26 protein-coding genes are annotated in these 26,910 nt (G+C 43.8%); 14 read left to right on the top strand and 12 right to left on the bottom strand.

Features of this window, described 5'->3' with window-relative positions; all coding sequences use genetic code 11:
* Window positions 1-17 precede the first annotated feature (17 nt).
* From V513_RS11370 to V513_RS11360, 3 genes are read left to right on the top strand one after another with little or no spacing between them, the layout of a single operon-like run.
* Window positions 18-935 carry an ABC transporter substrate-binding protein gene (locus V513_RS11370; protein ID WP_014731591.1) on the top strand — a complete coding sequence of 306 codons (918 nt, stop codon included), beginning with the start codon at window positions 18-20 and terminating at the stop codon, window positions 933-935.
* Entirely contained in the window at window positions 932-1,924 is a 993-nt protein-coding gene (locus V513_RS11365; protein ID WP_014731590.1) for a FecCD family ABC transporter permease, read from the top strand. Before V513_RS11370 ends, V513_RS11365 begins: the two co-directional genes overlap by 4 nt.
* Window positions 1,917-2,696, top strand: coding sequence for an ABC transporter ATP-binding protein (locus tag V513_RS11360; protein WP_014731589.1), 780 nt, complete (start codon window positions 1,917-1,919; stop codon window positions 2,694-2,696). The genes V513_RS11365 and V513_RS11360 overlap by 8 nt, the downstream gene beginning before the upstream one ends.
* Here the strand turns inward: V513_RS11360 and V513_RS11355 are convergent.
* Window positions 2,687-3,157 carry a YbaK/EbsC family protein gene (locus V513_RS11355; protein WP_014731588.1) on the bottom strand — a complete coding sequence of 157 codons (471 nt, stop codon included), beginning with the start codon at window positions 3,155-3,157 and terminating at the stop codon, window positions 2,687-2,689. The genes V513_RS11360 and V513_RS11355 overlap by 10 nt on opposite strands.
* Before the next feature lie 810 nt (window positions 3,158-3,967).
* On the opposite strand from V513_RS11355, the gene V513_RS11350 reads away from it, so the two are divergent.
* Window positions 3,968-4,357: a hypothetical protein gene (locus tag V513_RS11350; RefSeq protein ID WP_006487699.1), complete on the top strand. Its 390-nt coding sequence runs from the start codon at window positions 3,968-3,970 to the stop codon at window positions 4,355-4,357.
* Window positions 4,358-4,396: 39 nt separating this feature from the next.
* A complete protein-coding gene (locus V513_RS11345) occupies window positions 4,397-5,641 on the top strand; it encodes a hypothetical protein (protein ID WP_014731587.1) in 1,245 nt (414 codons plus the stop codon).
* Window positions 5,642-5,757: 116 nt separating this feature from the next.
* Here the strand turns inward: V513_RS11345 and V513_RS11340 are convergent, their stop codons facing one another.
* Entirely contained in the window at window positions 5,758-6,846 is a 1,089-nt protein-coding gene (locus V513_RS11340) for a serine hydrolase domain-containing protein (protein WP_014731586.1), read from the bottom strand.
* 464 nt (window positions 6,847-7,310) lie between these two features.
* Between V513_RS11340 and V513_RS11335 the strand changes: the two genes are divergently transcribed.
* From V513_RS11335 to V513_RS11315, 5 genes are read left to right on the top strand one after another with little or no spacing between them, the layout of a single operon-like run.
* A complete protein-coding gene (locus V513_RS11335) occupies window positions 7,311-8,780 on the top strand; it encodes an ABC transporter substrate-binding protein (RefSeq protein WP_014731585.1) in 1,470 nt (489 codons plus the stop codon).
* Window positions 8,781-8,795: 15 nt separating this feature from the next.
* Window positions 8,796-9,746 (top strand): ABC transporter permease, encoded by a 951-nt coding sequence (locus V513_RS11330; RefSeq protein ID WP_014731584.1) that lies wholly within the window; start codon window positions 8,796-8,798, stop codon window positions 9,744-9,746.
* Between the two features lies 1 nt (window position 9,747).
* Window positions 9,748-10,551: an ABC transporter permease gene (locus V513_RS11325; protein ID WP_006487704.1), complete on the top strand. Its 804-nt coding sequence runs from the start codon at window positions 9,748-9,750 to the stop codon at window positions 10,549-10,551.
* Window positions 10,552-10,557: 6 nt separating this feature from the next.
* Window positions 10,558-11,538 (top strand): ABC transporter ATP-binding protein, encoded by a 981-nt coding sequence (locus tag V513_RS11320; RefSeq protein ID WP_014731583.1) that lies wholly within the window; start codon window positions 10,558-10,560, stop codon window positions 11,536-11,538.
* Complete coding sequence (locus V513_RS11315; RefSeq protein WP_099772827.1) at window positions 11,535-12,494, top strand: ABC transporter ATP-binding protein; 960 nt, start codon at window positions 11,535-11,537, stop codon at window positions 12,492-12,494. Before V513_RS11320 ends, V513_RS11315 begins: the two co-directional genes overlap by 4 nt.
* A 73-nt stretch (window positions 12,495-12,567) precedes the next feature.
* Here V513_RS11315 and V513_RS11310 read toward each other — a convergent pair whose 3' ends face one another.
* The 9 genes from V513_RS11310 to V513_RS11270 all read right to left on the bottom strand — a co-directional run bounded on the left by V513_RS11310 (window position 12,568) and on the right by V513_RS11270 (window position 22,824).
* Window positions 12,568-13,746, bottom strand: a complete 1,179-nt coding sequence (locus tag V513_RS11310) for an MFS transporter (RefSeq protein WP_041928472.1) — start codon at window positions 13,744-13,746, stop codon at window positions 12,568-12,570.
* 305 nt (window positions 13,747-14,051) lie between these two features.
* Entirely contained in the window at window positions 14,052-15,770 is a 1,719-nt protein-coding gene (locus V513_RS11305) for an ABC-F family ATP-binding cassette domain-containing protein (protein WP_257212090.1), read from the bottom strand.
* A gap of 201 nt (window positions 15,771-15,971) precedes the next feature.
* Window positions 15,972-16,373 (bottom strand): ATP-binding protein, encoded by a 402-nt coding sequence (locus tag V513_RS11300; RefSeq protein WP_014731578.1) that lies wholly within the window; start codon window positions 16,371-16,373, stop codon window positions 15,972-15,974.
* Between the two features lie 4 nt (window positions 16,374-16,377).
* Entirely contained in the window at window positions 16,378-16,722 is a 345-nt protein-coding gene (locus tag V513_RS11295; protein ID WP_014731577.1) for an STAS domain-containing protein, read from the bottom strand.
* A 48-nt stretch (window positions 16,723-16,770) separates the two neighbouring features.
* Entirely contained in the window at window positions 16,771-17,892 is a 1,122-nt protein-coding gene (locus V513_RS11290; protein ID WP_099772825.1) for a PP2C family protein-serine/threonine phosphatase, read from the bottom strand.
* 12 nt (window positions 17,893-17,904) lie between these two features.
* Window positions 17,905-20,919: an FtsX-like permease family protein gene (locus V513_RS11285; protein WP_099772824.1), complete on the bottom strand. Its 3,015-nt coding sequence runs from the start codon at window positions 20,917-20,919 to the stop codon at window positions 17,905-17,907.
* A 2-nt stretch (window positions 20,920-20,921) separates the two neighbouring features.
* Complete coding sequence (locus V513_RS11280; RefSeq protein ID WP_014731574.1) at window positions 20,922-21,620, bottom strand: ABC transporter ATP-binding protein; 699 nt, start codon at window positions 21,618-21,620, stop codon at window positions 20,922-20,924.
* Window positions 21,621-21,652: 32 nt separating this feature from the next.
* Entirely contained in the window at window positions 21,653-22,204 is a 552-nt protein-coding gene (locus tag V513_RS11275; RefSeq protein WP_014731573.1) for a hypothetical protein, read from the bottom strand.
* Window positions 22,204-22,824, bottom strand: coding sequence for a PRC-barrel domain-containing protein (locus tag V513_RS11270; RefSeq protein WP_099772823.1), 621 nt, complete (start codon window positions 22,822-22,824; stop codon window positions 22,204-22,206). The genes V513_RS11275 and V513_RS11270 overlap by 1 nt, the downstream gene beginning before the upstream one ends.
* A 227-nt stretch (window positions 22,825-23,051) precedes the next feature.
* Between V513_RS11270 and V513_RS11265 the strand changes: the two genes are divergently transcribed.
* The 4 genes from V513_RS11265 (at window position 23,052) to V513_RS13905 (ending at window position 25,028) form a co-directional block, all read left to right on the top strand.
* Entirely contained in the window at window positions 23,052-23,585 is a 534-nt protein-coding gene (locus V513_RS11265) for a chromate transporter (protein WP_099773046.1), read from the top strand.
* A complete protein-coding gene (locus V513_RS11260; protein WP_099772822.1) occupies window positions 23,582-24,115 on the top strand; it encodes a chromate transporter in 534 nt (177 codons plus the stop codon). The genes V513_RS11265 and V513_RS11260 overlap by 4 nt, the downstream gene beginning before the upstream one ends.
* Before the next feature lie 576 nt (window positions 24,116-24,691).
* Entirely contained in the window at window positions 24,692-24,838 is a 147-nt protein-coding gene (locus V513_RS13910; RefSeq protein ID WP_014731569.1) for a hypothetical protein, read from the top strand.
* Window positions 24,839-24,881: 43 nt separating this feature from the next.
* A complete protein-coding gene (locus V513_RS13905) occupies window positions 24,882-25,028 on the top strand; it encodes a hypothetical protein (RefSeq protein ID WP_006487741.1) in 147 nt (48 codons plus the stop codon).
* A gap of 24 nt (window positions 25,029-25,052) precedes the next feature.
* Here V513_RS13905 and V513_RS11255 read toward each other — a convergent pair whose 3' ends face one another.
* The gene (locus tag V513_RS11255) at window positions 25,053-26,726 is read right to left on the bottom strand and encodes an HD-GYP domain-containing protein (RefSeq protein WP_014731568.1); all 1,674 of its coding nucleotides are present in this window, start codon (window positions 26,724-26,726) and stop codon (window positions 25,053-25,055) included.
* Window positions 26,727-26,910 lie beyond the last annotated feature (184 nt).

Raw genomic sequence — 26,910 nt, 5'->3', positions numbered from 1 at the left:
CCTTCCGAGGTAGAGGGGTGGTGAAATTCCTTGCAAAAGAGGTGAGTGTTTTGAAAAGAGCTTTAACAGTTGGTTTGGTTGTACTGTTTGCTGCTTTGTCAGCTGCGATCGACATTGTGGATGATCTTGGAAGACTCGTAACGATCAATGAACCTCCCGAAAGAGTGGTTGTCGCTTCTCCCGCGATAACGAAGTATCTTGAGGTTCTTGACCTTTCATCCAGAATCGTAGGAGTAACCGACTGGGATCCATTTGCGCTTTCGAACGAAGTAGAAAAGATCGGCAATCTGGTTCCCTTAAACCTGGAGAAGATAGTCTCACTCAGTCCTGATCTTGTGATGATTTCGGGAGGGTTTCAGGAGGCAGAAGTTGAGAAACTGGAGAATATCGGGGTCAATACATACGTGATGAATCCAAACTCCTTCGAGGACATCTACAGAAATCTCGTGGTTGTTGGGAATATTTTTGGCGTTCCCGAGAGAGGCAAGACCTCCGCCGATGACTTCAGAGAAGAGGTTCTCGCAATCGCAAAAGACTCTCATAAGCTATCTCAAGATGAGAAACCCAGAGTAATTTACATAATGATAGCCGGGGAGGTTAGCGATATATGGACATGCGGGACAGGTTCCTTTGTGAATCAAGCAATCGCATTCGCAGGCGGTGCGAACGTCGCCGCTCCATACAGTGGAAACAACGGGTGGTTTCCAGTAAGCCCAGAGTTTGTGCTGAATTCTCAGCCCGAGATAATACTGGTTCCATACTATTACGAAGGTGGGCAGGAAGAAGCTGTCAATATGATTGTCTCATACAAGCCCTTTGAAGAACTGCCAGCTGTGAAGAACGATAGAGTTTATCCCCTTTATGACGGACTTACAGCTTATGCAAACCCCAATTTTGTCAACTTAGTTAAAACGCTAAAGGAGTTCTTCTTTTGAAACGAACTGTATTATTCGTACTGCTTTCCACAGCATCCATTCTAGGGATGCTGTGGTTTTCGAGTTTCGGCACGATAAGCTATTCCCTCGGCGAAATCTTCGAGATACTCATCGGTAATTCTTCGGGAACTGCCTCCAGTATCTATCTGAATCTAAGGCTTCCAAGGTTATTGGTGGCATTCCTAATCGGTTCGGGACTGGCAGTGGGTGGAAACGGTCTTCAGTTAACCCTTAAAAATCCTTTGGCAGATCCTTACATTATCGGTATATCTGCAGGGGCTTCTTTTGGAGCTGTTCTTTCTCTATTCTTGCGGGAAGTGAGCAGATTAGACCTCAATATGAACACGCTTGCTTTTGCATTCGCCCTGTTTTCATCTTTCCTGACTTACACGATCTCCAGAAGGGGAGGAAGGATTCCGATTACAACACTCGTCCTATCCGGGGTAATAGTCTCTTTTCTCTTTAATGCAGCAGTAACATTTCTCGTCGTTTTTGCGTGGCGAAACGTAATAACTCTACATTTCTGGTCCCTGGGTTCGCTGTCTGGAGCTACATGGAATGACGTCTTCAAATTAACTCCTGTCATTTTTGCCCAGTATGGAATATTTGCGGTAATCCACAGGAAAATGGTAATTATGGCGGCTGGTGAAGAACACGCAATTACCGTCGGTGTCCGTCCTGAATTACTCAAGTTTCTCGTCTTTTTCACGGTTTCTATAGTATCCGCCGTCGCCGTTTCAACTGCAGGGTTGATAGGTTTCGTAGGTCTAGTCATTCCGCATATGATAAGACTTGCTTTTGGGGCGGACAGCAAATTGAACCTTCCTGCAACTGCGCTGCTTGGAGGGCTGTTCTTGGTGATTTGCGATGCTTTTGCAAGAACACTGTTTCAACCAACAGAGCTTCCTATAGGTGCAGTTACAGCGCTTGTGGGAGCGCCCGTATTCATCTTCTTGTTGAGAAGCAAGGAAGTGGCTAAAGATGGTTGAACCTATACAAATAGAGGGACTCCATTTCAGCTACGGCAAAGAGGAGGTCTTGAGAGGAATCGATCTCCACCTAAAGAATGGTGAAGTACTTGGAGTTCTGGGACCTAATGGAAGCGGTAAATCAACCCTCATGAGCGTAATCTGCGGAATTCGAAAGAACTGGAGCGGCAAAATTAGTGTGATGGGCGATAACCTTCGGGGCCTCTCGACAAAAAAACTGGCAAGAATAGTATCTTACATTCCACAGAGCTTTGAACCATCATTTGATCTGAAAGTTGAGACTATTGTTTCCTTTGGAAGAAATCCACATTTGAACGGACTGGGAAACATGACAAATGAAGATTACAGGATCATTGAGGAATCGATGAGGCTTACGGAAGTATATGAATTCAAGGATCGTCCCTTCAGTACGCTCAGCGGAGGTGAGAAACAGCGTGTAATAATTGCAAAGGCTCTTGCCCAGGAAGGGAAGATACTTCTTATGGACGAGTTCACAACTCACCTAGACCCTGGCCACGCAAGAAGAGTCGGAAAAATCGCGACCGATCTCGTCCGCGCAAAAGGACTAAGTGCAATAGCGATCTTTCACGATATAAATCAGGCGGTAGAAATTTCAGACAGGCTTCTATTCATCAATAATGGAAGAGTAATTGCTTCAGGCAAGGTATGGGATATCGTTACTCCGGAAATTATTAGTTTGGTTTACGGCCTCAAATCAAGAATCATGGAAAACCCGATCAGCGGGCTGCCACTGGTAGTATTCTACGATTGAGACATGGGATTGCTGACATCGGCTACCTTGGCTCCAGTTATCCTTACAAGCTCTTCGAAGCTCGTCTCAACTGCAGAACCCGAAGTCCCCGCGGCAGGGAACACGACATCATATTCCCGTAGATTAAGATCAACGATAATATTGATATCCTGAAGTCCGAAGGGGCAAACACTTCCGGGAGAAAAGCCTGTTAACTGAAGTGTTGTGGTCTCATCTGCGAGTCTCGGTTTTTCACCGGCGATTTTCTTGAGCTTCGAAAGCGACACCTTCCGATCACCCGGGCAGACCACAAGATAAGCTCTTCCACTTTTGCAAATGAAGAGGATCGACTTTGCTATCTGACCGACTTTCACCTTCAACATCTGCGCAGCCGTGATGGCAGTGGGTGTCGTCCCTTCAGGAAACTCGTAAAACTCTAGGTCGTTGGCCTTCAGTATGGCCATTACCTTCTCTGGAATCATCGTACACCTCCGGGAAAGCAATTGAATTATGATACCACGAGTTTGAGAGTCAAATCGAGCATCCGATATGCAGATAATGAAGTCAAAATCTAACTCAAAGGGACGTGTTCTTAATCTCCTTCATGTCGACTTCGAGTAGATTTTATTTTGATGCATCAACTCTCTCTTAAGTAGATTTAATTATGATGCATTACGGCATCTATTACAAAAGTAGAAATGGAAAATCTTTGAGGAAAAAGCTTTCCCCTGAATAAAGGAAACATTCAAAGTTTTCTGCTGCCTTCCGATTCGGACCAATCGCAAGCCGTTTTCGTAATTTTGGACATCAAAGACGGGCATATGGATGCATAATCGATCACATTCTCATGAACAGTCGCCAAGCGATAGCTTTCTTAAATTTATTTTCACTCTCTTCATTAAAGACCGGGTCACTCTCTCGATCAGAATGCAATCAGATTAACAACGTGCGTGTTTCTACAGAGTTTTTTGACAGCCAGCCACAACCTAGAATTTCACGAACCGTCAATCTTCTTCACTGCGACAATCCAGCCTCTTCGCAGAACCAATGCCGTCATACAGAAATCCGCGCGCCAAAAAAATCAGAACCTGCTGAACCTTTCCAACCGCCTCGAGCGGAAAAGCTTGGTCTCCCGATCGCCTTCATCGCTTTGTTGGCAGTACTTCACCAATATAATGAAATGTATTTATAGAGATTCCGTATTGCCTTTAATTTACAATACGGTATTGTGGTAAACTATTGGTGTACATACTCATGTGCCCTATCCAAATTCAATCATTGGAGGTGGTATTATGAGACTTACGGTAGTTCTACTTCTGCTCTGCCTTCTATCAGTCTCTTTCGCAAACGGTCTGGAGCAAACAAAACAGACGCGTGTCGAACTTCCGGGTTGTTATATCATAAGATGCTACGGAAGCTGTTTCCGGGGCGATCAGGGATACGACTGCGTACTAACGGGCAGAGCGGCGAACTTCGATGGCAACGGAAATCCACTGGCCGTAACATTGCATCTCTATCTAGATTGTTACGTCGTTTATTTCATCGTTCAGTCCTGCAGTTCCAGCGGTGAGTTTTCCGGCATCGGAGAGGTTGAAGGTTCGGTGGGTTGTTTCATAAACACCGGGCCTTACGAAGGCTCTTGCTTCACTTATGAGTCATCATGTGCCTGTTCGGACTCATAAAGTTTCTCCGAAATGTCACAGATAACTGGAGGTGATTTTATGAAAAGGACAATGCTTTTTCTAATACTTTCTCTGTGTTTCGTCACTACCTTTGCCGCCGGCCTTACAGGCTACTTGACTCAACAGATTCCATGGATGGCCGGAAACGAAATGACGCTCGTCCCGCTCAGCGAATCAAAACCTGACACTCTGGAAGCTCCATCTATAAAAGGATTGAAGTACGGCCTTCTCGAGCTCGGCGCCAAGCCGATAGTATTCGCGCTCATACCCGGAGAGATCCCCCTCCTGTGGATCGACGCAAACAACAACAGCAATGTGCTTGACGACCCAACGATCGCACCGGACTTCAAGGAGACCCACCAAGACACTACGACCTACGAGTGGATTACCAGAGTCAAAACCTTTTATGAACTCGAGGGTTATTGGGAATCAAGATCTGTCAAACTGTTAGCCAGAAAGACGGGGTTGACTGGCGAGTTGGAGTTCCGATACTGTTTGTATGAGCACATGGAGGGGTTAGTCTGGGCCGAAGACGGCCCGAGAAAGCTCAAACTCTTCACGCTCGACCCCAAAGGTTTTTACTCTACCGACCAGGTTTACTTCGGAGTCGATACGGACGGCGACGGCGAAATTGCTCTAATCCACGACTCTTACGAGATCTTCCTGCATGGGGAAGTCTTCTCTTTGAACGGCAAGGCATACAGACTTGGCGAAGTTTCCAAAGACGGGAAAAAGGTTTCCTTCGAGGAGACCGGGTACGCTCCGACGGAGAAACCGAGATTTCTCAAGGGAGATGCTCTTCCGATTCCCGGAGTTCTCCAGACGGATCCAATTGTTAATGCGGCCTTTTTTGAGGGATCCCCCAGCCTGATCGTCCTCAGCAAAGTCACGCCTGCGACAGTCGTCGAACCGGTATACTCCGATTGCGACTGCATTTCTCTGAGCGCTTTCGAAAGGTTCAGATTGGACGGAATCATCGATCTCGCCCAAAGGTACACAGATCTGAAGGTTCTATGGGTACTCACAGGAAAGGAGCAAGTCGAGCCGGAAGCGGCGCTGCTGGAAAATATCTATTTGAGAGACGAAAAAGCCCTGGTCGATTTCTACGGCTTCCCAGGCGAGGAGAGGGTTTTCATCGTCGACTCGAAGGGCGTTATCGCCGAACTAGACAGCTACTGGGTCGACGAGGCGAGCCTCGACACTGACCGGCCGCAGAACGGAAAGTTGATGCTCAATTACTCCGACATAAGAAAGACTGTAGAAGCTCTGTACAAAACCGATTGAAGATTAACCCCGTTAGCAAATCGAGTCTTCCGATAAGGCAGAGAACCGCTCTTCAAATGAATGAGAGCGGTTCTTTCCATTTAGAACTTCCGACAAAAAACGCTCAACCCGCCGAATCAATTACTTCCCATATCGTTCACTATAACGGCTTTCGCCAGTTCGTGCGCGAGAGCGGTGAAATCCTTTCCCTCGATGTTGCTCAGCACCACCACAAAGATGTCGTCATCGACATACCTATTTATTCTAGTCGAGGTACCCTTCGTGTCTCCGTCGTGATAAACAACTCTTCTGTACTCGCCATCTATAAGCTCGTTACCGATGAAGACTCCATAGCCTGCCTCAAAGAGTTCGTTTGATGGACTCTGCATTAGTCTTAAAAAGCTTTCTGAAAGCACTTCGCCGGCGGAAAGCGCTCGGTCCCACAGATACAGATCATACACAGTGGAGTATAACCCCCCGGCTCCTCCGGGAAGCCTTCTATCGACCCAGTCAGCAGGTCTTACGCTAGAGAGATCTATAACATAGGAATCACAGTAGTAAGGAAGACCCCATCCGCTATCGTATTCATTGTAGTCGTAACCGGTGTTGTTCATTCCCAGTGGTTCGAAGAAGCTCGTTCTCAGATATTCATCATAGCGCTTCCCGCTTGCCCTTTCTACTATGACACTGAGAAGGAAATAGGCGCTGTTGCTGTAGAGAAAGCTGCTTCCAGGTTCAAACCTCAAAGGCAGAGAGGAGATGTAGGCGATTTCGGCCTCTTGAAGAGTTCTTCCCACTTCAAATTTCCTGATTTCCTCACGGAGTTCTTGCGTGTTAATCATTGTGGGGATTCCAGAAGAATGATTAAGCATTTGTTCGATCGAAATGATGTCGCCGTTTTGAAACTCAGGTATGAACTTCCCAACCGGATCTGAAAGAGACATAAGACCATCTTCGCATAGCCTCAGAATCGCCGCCGCAGTGAACTGCTTTTTTATAGAGGCAATTCTGAACTTCTTCTCTGGAGTATTGGGGATAGTTCTCTCGATATCGGCCATGCCATAGCCGCCTGCATGAAGGATAACGTCTCCCCTGGAGACAAGAATGGCCCCCCAAAAACCCTCAAAGTCGATAATTCTATTTATCACATCATTTATGGGATTGGAAACCAGAGATACAGAAGACATCACGACGATTACTGCTAATGTAGCTATTTTCCTTATCAACGAGCACCTCCCGCAATAAGAAAAGTATCGAGTATAACTACATAATAACCTATGACAAACCATCTCATATAGAGTTATCGGGAGATTTTACTAAGATGGTAGCGTCCGGCTTTTTCACAGTTTCTTTGGACATTCGTACTCTGGTTTTTCCGAAGTTTGAAATCAACACATGTAGTTCTGAAGAAGCCGTCTCGGCGACCTAAATACCTAGAACTACCTACGAACACACAATGAAGATTGATGAGCTGGATAAGAACTACAAGAATCTTCGCATAAAGCAACGTAATCTGCGATAGACTATTGATGAAACGGAAGATTTGCAAATTATCCCGGAATATTTCTCAACAAAGCCAGAGTTAGGTTTTTCCACTCATAATGTTTAAAATATCAATCGATGCTGGCTTTACTGTATATTACGCCCGGATTGAATGATGCACTGATGGGTTCGTTTGGGGAGGAATGAAGTGAGAAGAATTGGCTTAATGTTGATGTTGTTGATTGTTGCCGTTACTGCCTTGCTTTCACAGAGAATAGTGGTTGCGGTGATGCAGGATCCCGATTTTCTCGATCCACACAGGGCGGCGGCTTCGGGAACCTACGAAATGATGTTTAACGTGTTCGAGGGTCTTCTCAAGCCCAACCCTAATGGTACCGTAATACCTGCCATAGCCGAAAGCTACAGTATTTCTGAAGACGGTATGGTCTACACTTTCAATCTCAGGAGCGGAGTGAAGTTTCATAACGGATCAGAGGTTACGGTAGACGATGTTTTGTACTCTTTGAACCGGCTCAAAGGCTCTAACGGCGAAAGAGGACTTTCTCCCGATTTTGAGAAGTTTGTTTCGAAGATTGAAGCGGTAGATGACAAGACTGTCAGGGTCAAACTCAGTACACTCAACACTGACTTTCTCGAGAAGTTCATAGTGGCAATTATTCCGGAAAGTAACGAAAACCATGAGAAGAATCCTGTGGGAACAGGTCCTTTTAGGTTCGTAGAATATAGACCGGGTCAGAGGCTAGTTATCGAAAAGTTTGAGGAATATTGGAATCCTGAGCTGCCAAAAGTCGAGGAAGTTGAATTTAGAATAATTCCCGACAATCAGGCAGCAATAATGAGTTTCCTGGCAGGAGAGGTTCAGATACTTCCGAGACTCGATGCTATTCAGGCAATGGCACTAGGAGATCGATACAATCTATTAACTGCCGAACAGAATATGGTTCAGTTGATGGCAATGAACCATGCGGTCAGCCCTTTCGACGACATTAGAGTCAGGAGAGCGATAAACCATGCTGTGGACAAGGAGGAGATTATAGAAATCGTGGCCGGCGGTTACGGGACAAAGCTCGGCTCAAACATGTCGCCGATAATGAGCGCGTATTACAGAGAAGGTCTTGAGGACTACTACGAACCGAGTGTCGAGAAAGCAAAAGCTCTTCTCTCAGAAGCTGGATATCCAGATGGATTTGACACAAAGATTACTGTGCCTTCCAACTATCAGTTTCATATAGATACTGCCCAGGTAATTGCGGAACAGCTTAAGAGAGTGGGTGTAAGGGCGGAGATCGAGCTTGTCGAGTGGAGTGTTTGGCTGGACAGAGTCTACACAGCAAGAGAGTACGAAATGACAATAATCGGTCTTACTGGCAAATTGAGTGCTTACGAAATATTGAGGCGATATGTTTCCGACTATCCGAGAAATTTCTACAACTATTCCGACAGTGAATACGACCGTATAATTAGTCTGGCTATTGAAAAGACTGCCGTCGAAGAAAAAGCATCTATGTTCAAAAGAGCTCAAGAGATTCTTACAGAAGATGCCGCCGCAGTTTACATCATGGATCCCAACTTTATCGTTGCTCTAGCTCCCAATTTGCACGGATACACGGTCTATCCTCTCTACGTGCAAGACATGTCGACTCTCTATTATCGCTGACAAGGAGAGGCATTTGTGTTTGTTTATTTAAAGAAGCTCTTTGCCATGATTTTAACGGTGCTTCTGGTTTTGCTGATAACCTTTGTTACATTTGAGATCATTCCGGGCAATCCTGCGTTGTCAAGACTTGGTGTGGATGCTCAAGAATCCCAGTATGAAGCCTTGTCAGCAGAACTAGGTTTGGATGATCCATTAGGGATAAGGCTGTCCAGGTGGTTGAAAGGGCTTTTCACGGGTGATCTTGGAATCTCAATGAGATACTCCGTTCCTGTATCGGAATTAATCCTCGACAGATTGCCCGTAACTATTTCTCTCGCAGTGATGGCTTTGGCCCTGATTATCCTAATAGGCATTCCTCTTGGCATAGTTAGCGCAAAATATGGTGAAAGGCTACCAGGAGTTATGATCACACTAATCTCACAGATTGGGATGGCAATTCCATCTTTCTGGAGTGGGATTATTTTGATCTATATATTTGGAATTCTCCTTCGCTGGGTATCACCTGGAGGATATGTTCCTTGGAGCGAGGATGCTTATGGAGCGTTCAAGTCACTTATCCTACCAGCCATCGCCATAGCGCTTCCATCGATTGCATCAGTCATAAGATACACAAGAAACTCCGTAATGGATCAGATGAAGAACGATTATGTACGGCTCGCAATGTCGAAAGGGATGAACCTGAATTCAGTGTTATTGAGACATGTACTCAAGAATGCCCTGATTCCTATTATCACTGTACTTGGAATGATAACGGCAAACATTTTAGGCGGATCAATCGTCATTGAACAGGTTTTCACGCTTCCCGGCGTCGGAAGACTTCTGATAAACGCCATCACGACCAGGGATCTCCCTCTGGTGCAGGGAATGGTTTTGTACATTGCTTTCATAGTCGTTATTATTAACTTCTTTATCGACGTCATATACACAGTTATCGACCCAAGAATCAGATTGGGTCAGAGGGACTAACATGAACAAAAGGAGGATCAATCTATGGATTGGGACAGTGCTGATTTCCATTCTGATGCTGATGATGGTAGTCAGTCTATTCTATACTCCATTTCCTGTAACAGAGATCAATAGACTTGAACGATTTGAACCTCCTTCAGCGCGTCACCTCCTGGGCACAGACAACTTTGGAAGAGATGTGCTCAGCAGAATAATGAAAGGATCCCAGACAGCCTTCTTTGTGGGACTAGTCGCGGTATCGATTGGCAGTGTTTTTGGCGTACTTATCGGCGCAATCTCTGGTTACTTTGGAGGAATAGTCGACGAGATAATAATGAGAATCGTCGACGCTATGATGGCTTTCCCAAGTATCCTTCTTGCACTGATGTTTGTATCCGTTTTTGGAGTAGGCTTGAGAAATACGATTATTGCAATAGGGATAATGTCAATTCCTTCGTTTGCCAGAATCACAAGAAGCGGTTTCGTTCAACACAAAGAGCTGGATTACGTCAAGAATGCAAAGATAAAGGGCATCTCGAATTTGCGGATAATGTTCAGACACATACTGCCAAATGTGCTTTCCCCAATAGTCGTTGCTGCTTCAATGGGATTTGCAAACGCAGTTCTCGCCGAAGCGGCGCTGAGTTATCTTGGACTTGGAATTCAGCCGCCCAATCCCAGCTGGGGAAGAATGCTGAGTGAGTCTCAGGTCTTCATAACCGTCAGCCCCTGGTACGCGATAGCACCCGGAATCTTTATCACGCTTCTTGTGCTGGGATTCAACTTCCTAGGAGATGGGATCAGAGACATTAGAGAGAATAGGTGAAAGAGAATGAACTGTGAAAACGAGCCCTTACTAGAAATCAAAGATCTCAAAATTGGATTCAAGACTCCAGAAGGGCTTCTTCACGCTGTGAAAGGAATATCTCTTGAAGTAAAAAAGAGAGAAATCGTTGGGATAGTCGGAGAATCCGGCTGTGGAAAGACAGTAACGGCATTGTCAATAATGCGCCTTTTACCCGATAATTCATTCGCTACTGGAAGCATAAATTTCTCCGGCATCGATCTTCTTTCACTCACGGAAGACGAAGCGAGGGGAACACGCGGAAGAGATATATCAATGATTTTTCAGGACTCCCTCTCCTCTCTAAATCCCCTTATGAAAGTAGGAAGACAAATCGACGAGAATCTCATGATGCACACTTCTCTCGACAAAGCAGAGCGATTCTCAAGGGTTCTTGAGATCATGAAAGGTATCGGTCTTCCAGATCCAGAAAGAACATACGGCAAGTACCCTCACGAACTCTCCGGTGGGATGAGACAGAGAATAGCCATTGCTATTGCCATCGTGTGTAATCCCGATCTGATTATCGCAGATGAACCGACGACCGCTCTGGACGTCACAGTTCAGGCACAGATACTGGAACTTCTGAGAAAGATAAACCGTGAAAGCAACTGCTCTATTATTTTTATCTCGCACAATCTTGGAGTCATTCGGGAAATATGTTCTAAGGTCTATGTAATGTATGCAGGTCACATCGTTGAGAGAGCTTCTACAGAGGCACTTTTCACGAATCCAGGCCATCCTTATACTTTGGGCTTGATAAAAGCTCTACCAAAACTTGAATCTAAGGGGAAAGAGCTTTTTGATATTAGAGGCAGAGTTCCATCCATTGCCGATTTAACTCAAGGTTGTCCTTTTGAACCAAGATGTGATTACTCATTCGAGAGATGCAGGAAGGAGTTCCCCGATCTGAAAGAAATCGATTCCGATCACGAGGTGCGATGTTTTTTAGCCGGAGGCAAACTTTGAAGGAGAGAATTCTCGAGATTCAGGATCTCACGAAGCATTTTCGCTTGAGAAGAACCAGCTTGTTACGGAGGCCGGGCTCTATAAAAGCGCTTAATGGAATTTCCTTCAGTATCTCTAGAGGAGAGTCCTTCGGCATCGTCGGTGAATCGGGTTGCGGTAAATCAACGGCAGGATATAGCATAGTGGGACTTCTGAAGCCCACGGCAGGGAAGGTATTGTTCAAAGGCGAAGAAGTCAATTCAATGGATGCAAACAGTCTTCGAGAGTTCAGAAAGAAGGTACAGCTTGTTTTTCAGGACACTTCAGGCTCTCTTAACCCCAGAGGAACGGTTGAATGGATACTGTCTGAACCACTAAGAGCAATGGGTATGGCGAAAAAACAAATCAGAAATCTAGTTGTTGATAGTCTTGAACTCGTAGGATTAGACAAAGACCTTCTAGGTCGATTTCCTCATGAGCTTTCCGGAGGTCAGAAACAGCGTATAGGTATCTTAAACGCGCTCATACTCGATCCGGAAGTCATCATCGCCGACGAACCAGTGTCTTCTTTAGATGTCTCCATTCAGGCACAGATACTTAACCTTATGAACGAACTTCAGGATAGGCTTTCTCTAACTTATCTCTTCATTTCGCATGACCTGAACGTCGTGCACTATTTCTGCAACAGAATAGCCGTTATGTACCTCGGAGAAATCGTTGAGCTTTCCGAATCCGAAGAATTGTACAGATCGCCCCTCCATCCCTATACACAGTCTCTTCTTTCGGCAATACCCGGCGGCTCTTATCGGAAGACTGAAAAAATAATTCTCGAAGGTGACGCTCCAAGTCCTATGAATCCGCCATCTGGGTGTTTTTTTCATCCCCGATGTTTCAAAAGAATGGAGATTTGCTCGAGAGTCAAACCCAAAATAATTGAGGTTTCGAAAGATCATTTCGTAAGCTGTCACCTTTACTGAGCATTCCACTCTCTTGATATTGGAACACGAGGCGGTTTTTGACCGGCATCGCTTCGAGCACGAATCAACTCTTTCATCCGATCTTCTTGAGTAGATACATACTAAGCACATAAAGACAGCTTGCCATTACAGCCAGTGAGACAAAAGCAACTCCAAACGAGATTGTGTCAGCGATTCTTCCGAAGATGGGGAAGAAGATTATCATTACTAAGCTATACATCATACTTGCAAAGGATATTATCGTTGCCCTGCTCCTGGATGGAATCAGCTTATTTATGTAGTCGTTACCCGCTACAAACAACATAGCTTCAATCATTGCTACAACCATGAAGAAAGGTAACTTGTTTGAACAAAGCGCCACACCCCACATAGATGCGACGGAAATAAGAGGCAGTATGATTAGGACTTTCTTCTCCTTCAGCAGGTGAGATAGCCTCTGAACCTTCATGGCCACTAATCCCGCTAGAAACGACCCGGCCGCGAGGTATATGCCAATCTGAAACTCCGTGCGGCCAAGTCCTTTCCAGTAATTCTGAATGTAAAAGAATATGCAGGCGCTGAATGCCAGTATAGTCTGAACAAAAAAGATAAGAAATGCAACCTTTCTATCTCTGGCGATTAGTGAGAAGCTGTCAACAATCTGCTTCAAGAAGCCCCGGAAAGTTTTTGAATTACGGCCCACCGATTCAAGGATTGGTGGTTCTGTGAACGAAAGAGAATAGACCACCGAAAATGCGATGATCCCGGAGGAAGCCCAAAATGCATAGTGATAACTGTACGTTCCCAGGAACCCGCCGATCAGAAGCGCCACAACTGAAGACACTTGAAATATTGCCTCCTGCCTTCCAAGCACCGATATAAAATTGTTTTCTGCTTTCAGATATTTGAGAGAATCATATACAAGAGCCTCTCCAGAACCCGATTCCAGGTTATACGAAAGTGCAGCGAGTACCATGAAAATGGTGAAATGAAAGAAGCTTGTCGCACCGATCAACACCAGAATACTCACAAGAGAGAGACACCTCCCGATACTTCTGCTGAGTTTTCTTCCGAACAAGTCTGCTACAGACCCGGTAGGGACCTCCATCATCAAAGAGGTCACGTGGAATATTCCTTCAAGGAAGCCGATCTGCGTCAAACTCATTCCTCTGGAGGCCATGTATATCATCCAGAGGCCATTTGATAACCTGAAATTCATAAGAAAGGAGAATACGTAGTTTTTCTTTATGTTGCTTTCCATGAGTTCTGTCATTGTCTTCAAAGAAATTGCCCTCCAAAAAAAAGCCGTGACACTCGTCACGGCCATTGTCTAAGCTTAACAGTTCTAGATGGATACAGGCTCAACGAGGTAGCATTCACCCACAGATCTTGAAAATCCGCCCGACATAACCATAAAATACACCTGTATGATTTCTAGCATGTGGGTTGCTCCTCCTTTTTGGATCAAAATCATTATACAACAAAAGAATGGTAATAAGGTGCAGCCAAAGCAATACGAACGGTCAAAGTGAATTACGTTTACTACATGGCATCTTAAGTTCTTATCAGAACTCCACCTTACTGTAGAAACTCAGACCAGCTATCCCCACTCTTTCTTCTAGTTATCGATTGTTCATAAGAATCGGTAAGATTTCGCTTTGTTTCAGTAAAAGAATCGATGTCGATATCTTTAGTGTAATCAAGACTCTTCAATCCATCGTCTTCAATGGTAAAGATCTTTTCACCATGTTCCGCAATGAACTGCCGATCATGACTAATGAAGAGGAACCCTCCTGGAAAATCATTCAGAAGTTTGTCAAGCATTTCAAGAGATTCAATATCTAGATGATTCGTCGGTTCATCCATGAAGATAAATTCTACTCGTGAAAGGATGGCTTTCAATATGGCAAGCCTCATGCGTTCTCCGCAGCTTATCAATTCAGCATTTGCCAGTGCTCTGTCGCCCCTGAATCCGATATTTGCCAGATGGCTTCTGGTTGTCTGTTCATCCAGCCCGACATCGGAGATCTCTTCAAAGGGAGTTTTCTTTTTGAAGTGGCGCGTCATATCCTGTGGAATGTACACCCAATCGACACTGTCGTTTCTGTAAATTCTGCCATTTACCGGCTTCAGAATACCTGCAAGACATCTCATGAGAGTTGTCTTTCCTGAACCGTTGGGACCGATTAGCCCTATTCTCTCATTAGTATCGACGTTTAGCGAGAGTTCCCTAAAGATGTTTTTCTTTCCGTATGAGAATGATATCCTCTCGGCATTAAGCATTTTTCTATTAGGCACTTCGTACTGGGGAATCTTGATGGTTATAGGTTTCTCGACGAATGGTTTTTCCTGTTCTAGTTGTTGGACTAATCTCTCCTTCCTTTTCCGGACAACAAGTGCGCGCTTTGCAAGTTTAGCCGCCATGTGACCTTCATGCCCCTTATCCGACGAAAGTCTTTTTGAAGCCTCTCTTGAATCAGACCAGCTTTTCCTCCTGGCCACATCGAGTTCAAGCTGACGGATTTTCTTGTCTATTTCTACGCACTTCTTTTTTCTCGAAAGAAAATCCTTTTCTAAGAAGGCCAGCATCTCGGAATAACCGCCGCTTATGGATATTGCTATTCCCCGCTTCAAATAGACTGTTTTATGGGCGACCCGATCAATGAAAGTTCTATCGTGACTTACAACAATTATTCCCACACCACTTTCACTAAGAGAACTTACTATCTCTTCGAGCTTCAAAGTCATTTCGATGTCAAGATGATTTGTCGGCTCATCCAGCAAAAGAAGTTTGGAGCCGGAGAGAGCTCCTCTGATTACGGAAAGTATCCTTTTAAATCCATGAGATAGATTCCTATACGGAAAGTCTAGATCATCGATGCCTATTCCAAATTTATTTATTGTAGAGGAAATCGAGGCTTCCAACTCAAAGCCTCCGGCATCGTTAAAAGCATTTATTAGTTCTGCGTAAACAATTGGATCTGAAGAGCGACACAGTTCGGTGTAAATCCTGGAGATTTCTGGTTTCGCGCCGAAAAGATACTCCTTCACCGTGCCGGAGAAAGTGTCACACTCCTGATGAACGAAAAATGGGGCAATATCCTTTTGAAGTAAAATCTCTCCTTCCAAAGGGGTTATCTCGCCGGCAACTGCTCTCAGGAGACTTGTCTTACCAGTTCCATTCGCTCCCGTCAAGGCGAGAGTCTCCCCTGCGGCAAGATCCAGATTCACTTTTCTTAATACTTCAAAACCATCGAACGAAATGGAAAGGTCTTTTATCTGAAGCAATTCGATCACCTCCAGTAAAGGCTTGGCAGCAATAAACTACAAAAAACTAGGGATCACTTATGTAGTTGTTGATCGATGAGTCGTATGAGAAAGTATTGAATTACGCAGTTCAGAGAAGCTTTTTCTTCATTTCGGCACCTGCTGATCTATGATCTTTTATTTATATCATATCAAAACCAACTTAGTCAAACAGCCTCTGTACTGGCAGTACTAGATAATGATCTTCAAAAGGTTTTTCCCGTTCTCGTAACGATAATCAACCCTCTTTGAAAACCTCTTTATCAAATAAACGCCCATTCCACCTTTTTGCAGAAGTTCTATGTTCTCAAGATTTGGATCGTCTACCTTAAGAGGATTGAACTCTGTGGAGGCATCTTCGATGGTGATAGTCACTTCTTCTTCTCCAACTTCAAGGTTTACCGAAATAAGATCATCTTCCTTGAGTTCACCGTGCTTAACGATATTCGAGCACGCTTCTATTACTATCAGCCCTGCCCTGAATCCTGTTTCATTTCCTTTAGTTCTTCTGACTATCTCGGACACTTTTGCAGAAAAAGCATCAATCTTATACAGCTCGGGTTCGACCGTGAAACTGTAGTTCTCTTCGGCCATTATTTCAACACAAATCCTTGATGGCCTCTACAACGCTGCAGTTCTTAATGATGAAGAGCCTGTCAAGTCGCAATGTATTCAGTAGTTTCTTTATCTCTTCAGAAAGATTCACCAGAATCAAATCACTTCCTTTTGCGGAAACCGTCTTGTAAATGCTTATCAGAGCTGCAATTCCCATGGAATCAATGAACTCGATGTTATTGCCGTCCACAATAACTGTTGAGCAACTTTTCAGATCAACAGTCTCTTGCCATTTTCTGAAATTTGCCGACATTTCCCCCGTAATTCTTGCCCTCTTAACAAGGGAAATCACTCCAATCTCATCGTTAGCCTTCTTGAATTCGAACATTCTTCACTCAGCTCCTCATCCTAGACTTTTCGGCAACAGCTTACCGAACTAGAACTGTATCAGTAAGGCCGTAATATCGTCTTCCGCAAGTGTACTCCCCTTGAAACTCTCATAAGAGGATTTCAAGTGCAAAGCGGTACTCCTTATATCGATATCTGAACTGCTCTTCATAAGATTTCTAAGTCTTTCCTCGCCATACATTTCACCTTTTTCGTTCATTACTTCGATCAGCCCATCGGTATACAATAACAAGCGATCACCGCTACGGAAAGGCACCTTAGAAACATCTCCGTGAATCATATTTATTCCGACAAGAGCTTCTCTCTTCCCTTCAAGAAACTGTACAGATCCCTCTCTTTGCATCAAAGGAGTCGGATGTCCCGCATTTGAAAGCAGAACGAAGCCTTCCTTAAAGTCCACTATTGCGGAAACAATTGTGAAGAAAAGGTTGAACCTCTCAAAAATAAAGTTTCTATCCAGCTCCTTCATAAAACTTCTCAAATCGAACTCACCATCATAGATACTGGCCCTGAAATCTTCAATGAACCTGTGTACCATCACCGATAGCATTGCCGCATTTACGCCGTGTCCTGACATGTCGGCGAGATAAACAAAGTACCGATTTTCATCCAGCTTGAATATATCGAAGATATCCCCACCAACCCTGTAAGAAGGTTCATATATCCATTCAACAGAGAGTCCTTGAGGATTGCTTTTTGGAACAAGAGCATTTTGAATTTTACCGGCTGCTATGACATCGCTTTCTAGATTATCTACCGCCACTCTCAAAGATCTGATAAGATCATGAAGCTTCAGATGAGTATTTACCCTAAGTAGAACCTCTTCGGGGAGAAAGGGCTTTGAAATGAAATCAACGGCACCTGAACTCAGAGCAGTGAGCTTGCTTTCTCTGTCGGAAGAGCCCGTAAGAACAATAACGGGTATAGGCTCTAGCTCTTCACTTTCTTTGAGCTGAGCCAGAATATCAAGTCCATTATAATCAGGCAACATTAGGTCAAGAAGTACTATATCCGGCTTCTGCACAGCCAGCGATGAGAATGCCGACCTGCCATCCGCACTTTCTACAACGTCATGGTTGTCTCTCGAAAGAATCGATTTCAACAGAACTCTAACCGACAAGTCATCATCCACCACGAGTATCCTACTCACCCGGATCACTTCCTATTCAAAGTATCGCAAAGCTTCTGCAGGTGCAATTTTAGAAGCAGAATAGCTGGGAATAATGGTCGAAACAAGAGAGGCAATGTAGAATATTAACGCCATTGAGATTAGCTGATCCCAAGGAATGTAAAGCTTCATGCCCTCCATTAAAGGAGAGGCAAAGATTTCAACGCTTGTAAGCGTACCGGTCACCATCCCAAGGAGAATTCCAATGATCGCGATAAACGATGTCTCAAGTAAGAAAGAAGAAAACACCATTGCTTTGGTGAAACCAATTGCTTTGAGCATGCCGATAATTCTCTTCCTTTCATGAAGAGCCTTGAACATAATGATCGCTATACCAACTATGCCGACAAGCATTCCGAAGTACAGAAAAGACCTTAGAATGCTTATTGTCCCTTGCAACATTGTTGAGGTCAGGTTCATTATGTCATCTACGTATAGAAGAAAAGGACTTCTAGATGATATCTTATCCTGAAGCGAATCGAAGTTTGCCTTTTTCTCTACCTCGGTGTCTCCTGAAAGGTTGAAAAGGAAATGTCTCGCGGCACTGCTGCCTGTCAACTCCGCAGGAGTATTCCCTATGTAAATGAGCAGTCCATTAAGGAAGGAGATGGTGTTTTCCGGGATCGTTGCTATCACTTCAAGATAAATAGGGCCTGAATCAATCATCTCTGAAGATAGCTTTTTCTGCGTGAAAGCAGCGGCACCGTTTCCGGTATCGCTTTGATCAGCTATCCTTCTTAGTTCAAGCACATCCCCTGGTCGAACATCCGGCAAAACACTGTTTGAAACTATAACAGTGCCGGAATTGTCTCTCAGATAATTCCACAAGTCTTTCACGTCTGAGATCCCAAGCCCTTCAACGAAATCGAGTTCCGTCATCCTGTTATAGTCAATGAAATTGTCGTCAAGCGCAAAGACTTGCTCCACATCATATCTTCCGTCTCTTCTCAGCGCAACGTTTATCCCCGACACCGTCGAAATCTCCCTGACTTCCAGCTGAGATTTCAGTTCAGTAAAGGTAATTGCACTTTCACCAGTAAAAGAAAAAGCTCCGACATCAAAGCCAGCAAAGATTGCATCTCTGCTTTTGACGAGCATCTGTTCCATAGAGTAAGGAATTATCGAAATCAGGGTAATAACAAAAATGACAACGGCAAACATGGCAATAGTGAGGCCTGTTCTTAAACGGTTTCTTGCCGAAAAGGCAATTGAAATCTTGAATACAGGAGCTGCGGCTCTTGCTTTCTGAAAGAGTTTGTTCAGAAGGTACTCAAAGGTCTTCAAGTTGTAGACAATCAAAAATAGCCCGGCAAAGAGAATTGCTGCACCTTTTGCAATCGTGAGATAGATGGATGAGCCACTATTCGATGCTATTAGATCAAAGGAATTGCTGAACATTGTGAATACGATTACCGCAATTGAGAAGAAAGATTCTATCCATCTTTTGTTCTTCATCGGGATCGCAACCGGAATCAGCAATCCCGCAAGCATAACGCCGGTAAAAAAGCCAGTCGCATTTCCCAACGAATATCCACTGTAGGCCATCACTACTGAAACAAGAACCCCTACGGCTGCTATGACATTCAGCAGAAGTCTCTTCCTTTCATCAAGCTCTTCAGGTATATTTCTTACCGCGGTCACTATATTCGTGCGTGAAATCTTCCTTCCCGTGTAAACAATGATTATCATAGGTATGATAAGCCCCAAAAGAAATCCATAGGCAATTGAATCGATCCGCACGAAGAACACGAATGAGTTCTGCATGGAGTTAAAAGCGATATTTGCACCTTCGAAAGGTATCAGTGAGACCGCATCCTCAAATAGGTTTACGAAACTACCTAAAATAAACCTCGCAATTCCCAACCCAGCGAGGACTCCAATACCTGACGAGAAAATAGAATAGAAAAAACCCTCATAGAGAATCGTCCTGGACACTCTTTTTCTTGAATAACCAATCGCTCTGAGGGTACCAAGCTCGGTCCTCCTCTCTTGAGCAAGCATCAAGTAAATGTTTGTAAGAAGAAGCACACCTGCAAATATGGCAAAGACACTGAGCATGAGGAATAAGAGACCGATATTCCCCTGGTCAACCATACTCAAGGAATCCTTCTTGACCTCCCTGACCACCACTTCCTCACCGACTAAGGGCTTTATGCTTGCCACAACCTGATCTGTAAGCCTTTCACCTGTTAGAAAATCCCCACTGTTCGAAACGATTAGTGCATTATAATAGTCTTCAACACCTATCTTAAGTACTTCTCTGGCTTCTTCAACATCCATTAACATGGTAAACCCATTTGAACCCTGGTTTTCTATCTGGTAGTGAAGAATCCCATTCCCTTCAACAATTTCAGCCACCCTTACCTCAGGAAGAGGAATCCAGAAAAGCAATCTCTGTCCTGGGTCTACAAGAATTTCAAGAGTATCCCCGACCGCCACCCCGGCAACTTCGGCCAGCTCTTTGTTGATGACAACCTCGGGAAGTTCATCTGTAGCAGAGGGGAGGACCAGATCCACTTTATCGACGTCAGGCCAGTTTGAGAGTTGATCGGCTTCTACTCCTATCATGCTCACCTGAAAACTCTTTCCAGTTTGACTTCTGGCCTCTCCGGGGAGTCCAATAGAGACAGTTCTACTAAGAATAGGAAGGACACCGTCTACCTGTTCGTTCTTCAAAAGTGAATCGACAAGAATCTCGATTTTGGAATTGGGAATGAGCTCTTTACCAATGTTTTGATTATCTGAAGGGATGTAGATCAGTTCATCGATCTCACCATGGGTTCTTTCGATCTGACCGTAAAGGAAATTCTGAAAAGAATCATTCATGGCCATCGAACCCATGATAAGCGCCGTTCCAATCAGAGATCCCATTATCACCAAAAAAGTATCGGATTTTCTCCTGTAAATGTTTCTGTAACCGATTTTGAAAATTATCGGATTCCTTATCATTGAAACTAGTATCGCAATTACGGCAACACCCGCAAAAAGACTAATTATCTGTATTATCACTGTTACACCTTCAATTCTTTATTTTCTTCAATCTTCAAAATGCTACCACTATCCATGTGAAGAACTCTGTTTGAGAATGCAGAAACTCTCTCGTCGTGCGTAACAATTACGAAAGTCTGATTGAACGTTTCATTCAGCTCGGTGATGAGATTCATTAGATCATTGCTGGTTTTCGTATCCAGGGCTCCCGTAGGCTCGTCGGCCCATACAATAGCCGGCCTGTGAACGAGCGCCCTTGCTATTGAGACTCTCTGTCTCTCACCACCACTCAATCTTGAAGGGAGGTAATGTTCTCGCTCCCTTAAATTGACTTTTGCAAGAATTTCCATCGCCGCTTCACGGGCTTTCTTTTCATTACTTCCCATTGTAAGCATCGCGAGTTCCACATTTTCGACTGCTTTTAAGACAGGTATAAGATTGTAGAATTGAAACACGAACCCCATATTCATCGCCCTAAAGCGGGTCTTTTCATCATCCTTCAAAGAGTGAAGATCAACCCCCTTGACTGTAACCTTCCCCTCCGTAGGCGTATCTATTCCTGAAAGACAGTTCAGGAGTGTACTTTTTCCGCATCCGGACGGTCCGAGAATCGCTAGTATCTCGCCTTCATAAATATCAAATGAAACTCCCTTCAGTGCTTCGACCGACACCTCACCCGACCTGTAAGTTTTACTAAGGTCTCTGACCTCTACAAATGCCATTTTGAATCTCCTTCCAATAAAAAAACTCTCAATTATTGAGTGATATCGTCCACAGCTTTCCTAATTTCTTCATTCAGTTTTTCGATAGTCTTTTCAAGATTTGAAAAGGCTTTTCTTGACAAGAGAACAATTATCAGCGATGCCACATACGAAAAAAGACCCGCCACAATTTCGACTCTTCTCTGAACAATCACGGAGGATAACATAACCGCGAGCGGAAAAAGCGGCGCTGCATAAGCTGAAAAAATATACAGCTTTCTCTGTAGCTCAGATGGCTTCTTCAGTTTTTCTTCGAGTGAGGAAACAACCTTCTCAAGGTTTCTCAGATTCTCAGAATCGATAATCTTACCTTTTGTGCTCTCATCGAATGTTCGCCTGAGGGTGAGTATAGACTGTATATTTCTCAGAAAGGCTGAAATTCTTATTGAATAACTCCTCCCAGGAATACCTGAAACTATTAAATAATCAACAATGATTAAGAAAGGCAAGAAAAAAAAGACTGGATGAAAATAGGCACCCTTAGAAAAATTGAGCACGAATAAGATTCCGGCTGATGCCATATAGTACACCGTCACTTTCTTCATCAATCCATTTCCGGCAATTTTTCTACCATAACTGACGATGCAGAAACTCTTACTTTACACTCATCGATTTCTTCAACCCAGTCTATCGGTATCAGTTTCTTTGACCTAGAACCAAATCCTCCGCATTCACCTATCAAATGGGTGATCTTGCCTTCGTCATTTAGAACGAAGCTTTTTACCCTTCCCACAATCTTCTCTTCAGCGGTAACGATATCACATCCCGGCTCAAGGGATTTGCTGTCCTTTGGAACATTTATCGAAGTGTTTAACGGTGGAAGAGGGTATAGCTCTGCGTAATCCCCAACCGGTCTTAACCAGTAAACCGGGGTGACTCCGCTTTCGAGATTCTCTATTTCTTCTCCAGTAACGAAGAACGTCTCTTCGTAATCCTGCAGTGTTTCAACGTCTTTCGATTCAATTCTCAATCTAATTTCGTCGGGAGCTGCAAAAAACACAGTAGCTATTGGCACCAATTTTGCCACTCTATTGAAGATGCCCCTTTCTATCACTAGATGAGTGACTTCGTTGTTCTTAGGATGAATGACTACCCGAATGACTTTCCCGAGGTCTTTGCCGTCAGAAGAAATCGCTTTGGCGCCCCATCTGATTCTGTTTTCCATAGGTTCACCCCCTTTAGTAAAGTTTATCACGTGAGACATGCTCCGTTCAAAAGAATAACTTGACTTATGACTGCAGAAAACCAGAACGAGTTGTAAAATATAGGAGCAAATGGGCGGAGAACAGAAGACTTAGAGTCTTTCCGGGTTATTGCATTTGACTGAGCACTCATAATGATGAGAGGAGGAAGTTCGTCGCTCCAGCATGGATTAGATGGACGTTGAAATCAATGAGCCCACTTAGGCTTTTCTGGATATTCGTCAAAGTCAGCACATTCACTATAGGCGGCGGATATGCAATGATTCCTGTAATAAAGGAGTTTATTGTAGACAAATACAGGATAATGAAGGAAGACGAGTTTCTCGATGTCATTGTCACTGCCCAAACTGTACCTGGTGTTATAGCGATAAACACAGCTATGATCCTTGGAAGTAGGCTTGCAGGGTTTTGGGGCGCTTTTTTTGCGGTGCTTGGAGCTTCGTTAACTCCATTTATTATAATACTTGTAATAGCAAGTTTCTTCACCGATTTCGTAGACCTTCCTGTCTTCAAAGGCTTTTTTGCCGGCGCGAGAGTGGGTGTGACTGTAATACTTGCTAATCTTTCGTTTCAGCTTCTTCGAAAAAGTCTTAGAAGATACCTGATTGTAATCGTTATCGCTGCTGGCACTTTGGTAATTGTCTTTCTTAATGTATCGTCTATCTGGGTTTTGCTGGTATGCTCGCTTCTCATTTATTTCATCGACAGGAGGTCGACCAGATGATTCTACTGAATCTCTTCTGGTCTTTCTTTAAGATCGGTTTTCTAGCTTTCGGAGGAGGATACGGCGCTCTCAGCTTAATTCAAGATCAGATTGTCAACATAAACAACTGGATGAATCTCGAAGAATTCCTTACGTTGATCTCCATCTCACAAATGACTCCAGGTCCAATTGCTATCAATTCTGCAACTTTCATAGGATATCGGATCGCCGGTGTGCCCGGATCGGTCTGTTCTACTGTTGGAGTTGTTCTTCCAAGCGTATTCTGGATTTTCTTAATTCTAAAACTCCTCAAACTTCTGTCAAGATGGATTGACACTTCAGAGGTCTTCAACGCTCTCCGTTTAGGTATAGTAGCTCTTATTCTTTCGGCCACATTCAGAATAGGGATTGAGTCTATTAATAGTGTTTTCACCATTGTTACAGCGGTATCTGCCTTCTATATCCTCTACAAATTCAAACTTTCAGTCATCTGGATCGTATTTGGTACGGGCATATTGGGCGTTTTTTGGAGCTTCTTTTTACCTCTATAAACCACAACAAACTAGCAAAGGCTAAACTTATAAAAGGTATTCGCCTCATTAGACAATGCGAACTTTCGATTTCTATTTTTGATTTTTGCACTCGCATGAATTACTAGTTTAATTTTTGTGAGATCAGTTTCTAATCTTGCCTCGCAAAGGTTATAATTAATAGTACAGCATATGATTTGGTCATATTTATAGTTCTTACGTTTGATTATCTGTTCTACGCTTCATCATAGTCGTTTGTCAGCGATTATCACCTTTTGCACCTGATTATCACTTCCATTCTTCTTCTATTGATGTTTGCGTATTTGATTGCTCTTGTTCTAGAATGTAGTTGTTATCTTGTTCATGTAGAGATGCTGTTGTTTTCTTCTTGTCCATCCGACCAAACATTTATTCGTAGTAGCTTGAGTTTTGTTAAGAAATTTTAGAGGTGGAGAGAGATTCAAAAGGTAATTTATCACTCGAACACTTGACCAGGAGGTGCGGTGTATGTGGAAGATACCTGAAGAAGAAGATCATTAAGAGTAAGGTACTGAAACGGAACGAAATTCATCAAGCAGATTTTTGGAGGTGAAGTGAATGAAAAAGGTAGCAGCAATTCTTCTTATTGGATTGATAGCACTTGGTGGAGTTACTCTTGCAGGACCTGGACTTTGGAAGATTCCCGAAGGCGAGTTTACCGTTGATGGTGGCCCGGGACTTTGGAAGATTCCCGAAGGTTATTGATTTTCAACATCGATTTTTTCATGGGTAAAGGGAGGTTAGTTTGATGAAAAAGATGATCGCAATTCTTTTGATAGGTTTGGTATCGTTTGGTACGGTTGCGCTTGCAGGGCCTGGGCTTTGGAAGATTCCCGAAGGCGAGTTTACCGTTGATGGTGGCCCGGGACTTTGGAAGATTCCTGAAGGTTATTGATTTTATAGCTACAGCTCTTTCGACTTATTTGAAGAGTTCGGAGATTATTGAACGCCATAGTACAGTTATTTCTTTTTCTTGTATGCTTATTTCTTTGTGCTGAGCAAATCTTATAAACCTAGAGAGGAGACCTTTTGAGATTAATTGGTCGCCTTTTTCTTCTAGGTACTCCAGAGCTTTCTCCTTTGTAATCGCTTTTCTGTATGGTCTGTCGGTCGTCAGTGCATCGAATACGTCTGCTACTGCAACTATTTGAACGAGCTTGTGAATTTCGTCTCCCTTCAAACCGTCGGGGTAGCCCTTTCCGTCTATTCTTTCGTGATGATGTCTGACTATATCTCTTATTGCTATAGGAAAGTTCAAATCCCGCAAGTAACGCTCGCCGTACACGGGATGATTCATTATCTCCGTGAATTCCTCTTCAGTCAACTTTGACGGCTTGTTCAACAAGTCGAATGGTATGTCGACCTTGCCGTAATCGTGCAGCATTGCACCTATTGATAGATTGAACAGATCTATCTTTTCTAGTTCAAGCTCTTTACCAAACTCGTAGCATATCTTCAGAACTCTAAGTGTATGAAGAGCGGTATAGCTATCCTTGAGCCTGAGCTCTCTGATGAGCTGAGTGAAAACTGCCGAAATACTTCCAAAGAGATTATTTACGAAATCTTTAAGATGTGGCGACGTTGTACTGTAAAGTGTAAGCGTCTCGAAAGCGCCAACAGAGTTTTCAAGTGCTCGGAAATGTTCTCCCTTGGCTTGCATTATCGAAGCCTCGAGAATAAGCGTCTCCCCTCGGATATAGTTTGTAAGGGATTCGTCCGGAAGAGATTTCAGAAGATTTAGATAGTTTTGTGCCTTAGAGATATTGCCAATCTTCACGTAGAAATGCCCCAGAAAAATGTAAGATACTGCGATATCCGTCCATTCCCCATGAGAACGAATTAGGGATTCAAGTTGATCGGCAACGGCAGTTGCTCTTGCGAGGCTACTCATCTGCAGCAGGATCTTGAGATTTATCATGAGTCTGTATCCGTTTATGGAAACTACGTTGCAGCTTTCCGTCTTGTCAAGAAGCTTAAGAGCTTCTTTGAACATGTTCTTAGAGTAAAGATAATCAATCATATTCAGCTGTACCATCAGAGCTCTTACCGGCGAACCGGCAAGTTCCTTAGCCTTCTCGTAGAACCTCAACGGATTGCCGCCAGTTCGGAGCTGAGTTGATACAAGACCAAGATCGTTGTAATACTCAAAGCGCTTCTGAACTGGAACATACTTTTCGAGCTTCATAAGTTCTTCGAAGAGAAGTAGTGTTTCTTCACCGAAGCCCATTTCGAACGAGGTCATCATATGGAGTATCTTCAGATTAATCTCTTGCTCCCTTTCGCATTCTCTGGCAATATGATCTACCGCAAGCTTCGACACAAGGTACGCTATCTTGTCTTCGGAATTCCTGGCATAAAAATAGGACAGCGAATACACTCCTTCGGCCAGAAGCTTGAGATCTGTACCAGAGGAATCAAATTCCCTCGCCTCATCAAACGTACTAGAGTAAGCAAAATCGAGAGCCAGAAGCATTCCAATCTCTTCTCTAGAAAGGTCTTCTTGCTCATAAATGGATCTCAGCTCTGATCTGAAATCCTCGGGATTGTCATAATTAAATCTTAAGGCCAGACCGCAAATTCTAGAATTCTTCAAATCCAACTCCTCTTTCCCCCCATTATTCTATCATGGCGAAGGCTATCTGGTAAAATCAAAAGTGTGGTGCTTTGAGCCATCGGGAGCTTTCAAAAGAGTTGTGTATTTTCACTCCGAAGACAATGTTTTCAATGCAGGAGTTCTGGGGATTGTTGGCTTTCTCATCCTATATCGGGGCCAGAAG

Origin of the sequence: Mesotoga sp. H07.pep.5.3 (genome assembly GCF_002752615.1) — a bacterium.
Classification (GTDB): domain Bacteria; phylum Thermotogota; class Thermotogae; order Petrotogales; family Kosmotogaceae; genus Mesotoga; species Mesotoga prima.
Note: the sequence above shows the minus strand (reverse complement) of the source record. Positions and strands in the feature narration are given on the sequence as shown.